The 2,631-nt window shown below is 58.3% G+C and carries 1 protein-coding gene; it reads right to left on the bottom strand.

Annotated elements, in window-relative coordinates:
- Positions 1–2,631 (bottom strand): beta strand repeat-containing protein (locus ABYP33_RS18525; RefSeq protein WP_373092755.1); only part of this gene is annotated, 2,631 nt, incomplete at both ends.

Below are 2,631 nucleotides of genomic sequence, written 5' to 3'. Positions count from 1 at the left end.
GTGATTGTTGCGCTCGCTGCCGTATCAACCGTGTGGGTTGAAGTCGTCGTGGCAGTAAACGGGTTACCCGCTGCGTCAGTACCCGTTACTGTAGCATCGAAGCTGGTGTCTGCCGCCAAGTCGGCGCCATCTACCGCAATGCTGTAGGTGTTACCCGCCAGTACAGTACCGCTGTAAGGCGTGCCGTTAATGGTGAAGCTAACCGTGTCACCGGGGGCCGCATCACCGCCAACAGTACCGGTGACGTTGATGCTTCCGCCAGCCTCAGCGGCGTTAACAATGTCATCCGGCGTGATGTCGTTAACGGTGATCGTTGCCGTTGAAGACGTATCAACCGTGTGGGTTGAAGTCGTGGTCGCGGTGAAGGCATTACCCGCCGCGTCAGTACCCGTTACTGTCGCATCGAAGCTGGTATCGGCGGCCAAGTCCGCGCCGTCCACGGCAATGCTGTAGGTGTTGCCCGCCAGCACGGTGCCACTGTAAGGCGTGCCGTTGATGGTGAAGCTAACGGTATCGCCCACTGTTGCATCGCCACCAACGGTTCCTGTTACATCAATTGAAGTACCGGCTTCAGCCGCGTTAATAATGTCATCTGGGGTGATGTCGTTAACGGTGATTGTTGCCGCGGCAGACGTATCAACCGAGTAGGTTGAAGTCGTGGTCGCGGTGAAGGCATTACCCGCCGCATCCGTACCCACAACCGTAGCATCGAAGCTGGTGTCGGCTGCCAAGTCAGCGCCATCAACCGCAACGCTGTAGGTGTTGCCCGCCAAGACAGTACCGCTGTATGGCGTGCCGTTAATGGTAAAACTAACGGTGTCGCCTGGGGCCGCATCGCCGCCGACCGAACCAGTAACGTTGATGCTTGTTCCGGCTTCGGCCGCGTTCACGATGTTATCAGGGGTGATGTCATTAACGGTGATTGTCGCCGTAGCAGACGTATCGACGGTATGCGTTGAAGTAGTCGTAGCAATGAAGGCATTACCCGCATCGTCTGCGCCAGTCACTGTGGCATCGAAGCTGGTGTCGGCGGCCAAATCGGCGCCGTCAACGGCAATGCTGTAAGTGTTGCCCGCCAGCACAGTACCGCTGTAGGGCGTACCGTTGATGGTGAAGCTAACAGTGTCACCAGGCGCGGCGTCGCCACCGACGGTTCCTGTTACATCAATCGTACTTCCAGCTTCTGCTGCGTTCACGATGTCGTCAGGCGTTATGTCATTCACTGTGATTGTTGCCGCGGCAGAGGTATCAACGGTATGCGTTGAAGTCGTGGTTGCGGTAAATGGATTACCCGCAGCATCGGTACCCGTTACTGTCGCGTCGAAGCTGGTATCAGCCGCCAAGTCGGCGCCATCAACCGCAATGCTGTAGGTGTTGCCGGCCAGCACAGTACCGCTGTATGGCGTGCCGTTGATGGTGAAGCTGATTGCGTCACCAACGGTTGCATCGCCACCAACCGAACCGGTGACGTTGATGGTTGTTCCGGCTTCGACCGCGTTAACAACGTCGTCAGCAGTGATGTCGTTAACGGTGATTGTTGCACTCGCCGTCGTATCAACGGTATGGGTTGAAGTCGTGGTTGCGGTGAACGGATTACCTGCTGCATCAGTGCCCGTCACAGTCGCATCGAAGCTGGTTTGTGCTGCTAGATCGCTGCCCGCAACCGCAATGCTGTAGGTGTTGCCCGCCAAGACAGTACCGCTGTATGGCGTGCCGTTAATGGTAAAGCTCACGGTATCACCCGGCGCGGCGTCGCCGCCGACCGAACCGGTGACGTTGATGCTTCCGCCAGCCTCAGCGGCGTTAACAATGTCATCCGGCGTGATGTCGTTGACCGTGATCGTTGCGCTCGCCGTCGTATCAACAATGTGCGTTGAAGTCGTCGTGGCAGTAAACGGGTTACCCGCTGCGTCAGTACCGATCACTGTCGCATCGAAGCTGGTGTCGGCGGCCAGGTCAGCGCCATCAACCGCAATGCTATAGGTGTTGCCGGCCAAGACGGTGCCGCTGTAAGGCGTGCCGTTAATGGTAAAGCTCACGGTGTCGCCAGGCGCGGCGTCGCCGCCGACCGAACCGGTGACGTTGATGCTTGTTCCGGCTTCGGCTGCGTTCACGATGTCATCCGGCGTGATGTCGTTAACGGTGATCGTTGCCGTTGAAGACGTATCAACCGTGTGGATTGAAGTCGTCGTTGCGGTAAATGGATTACCTGCCGCGTCAGTGCCAGTCACTGTCGCATCGAAGCTGGTATCGGCGGCCAAGTCCGCGCCATCTACCGCAATGCTGTAGGTGTTGCCGGCCAAGACGGTGCCGCTGTAAGGCGTGCCGTTAATGGTGAAGCTAACCGTATCACCCGGCGCGGCGTCCCCACCCACCGAACCAGTGACGTTGATGTTTCCGCCAGCCTCGGCCGCGTTCACGATGTCATCCGGCGTGATGTCATTAACGGTGATTGTTGCCGCGGCAGACGTATCAACCGAGTGGGTTGAGGTCGTGGTCGCGGTAAACGGATTACCCGCGGCATCAGTACCGGTCACTGTGGCATCGAAGCTGGTGTCGGCCGCCAAGTCGGCGCCATCTACGGCAATGCTGTAGGTGTTGCCGGCCAAGACGGTGCCGCTGTAAGGCGTG

Source organism: Zhongshania sp., assembly GCF_041584495.1.
In the GTDB taxonomy this organism is placed as follows: Bacteria; Pseudomonadota; Gammaproteobacteria; order Pseudomonadales; family Spongiibacteraceae; genus Spongiibacter.
This window is presented reverse-complemented; position numbering and strand designations above follow the sequence as displayed.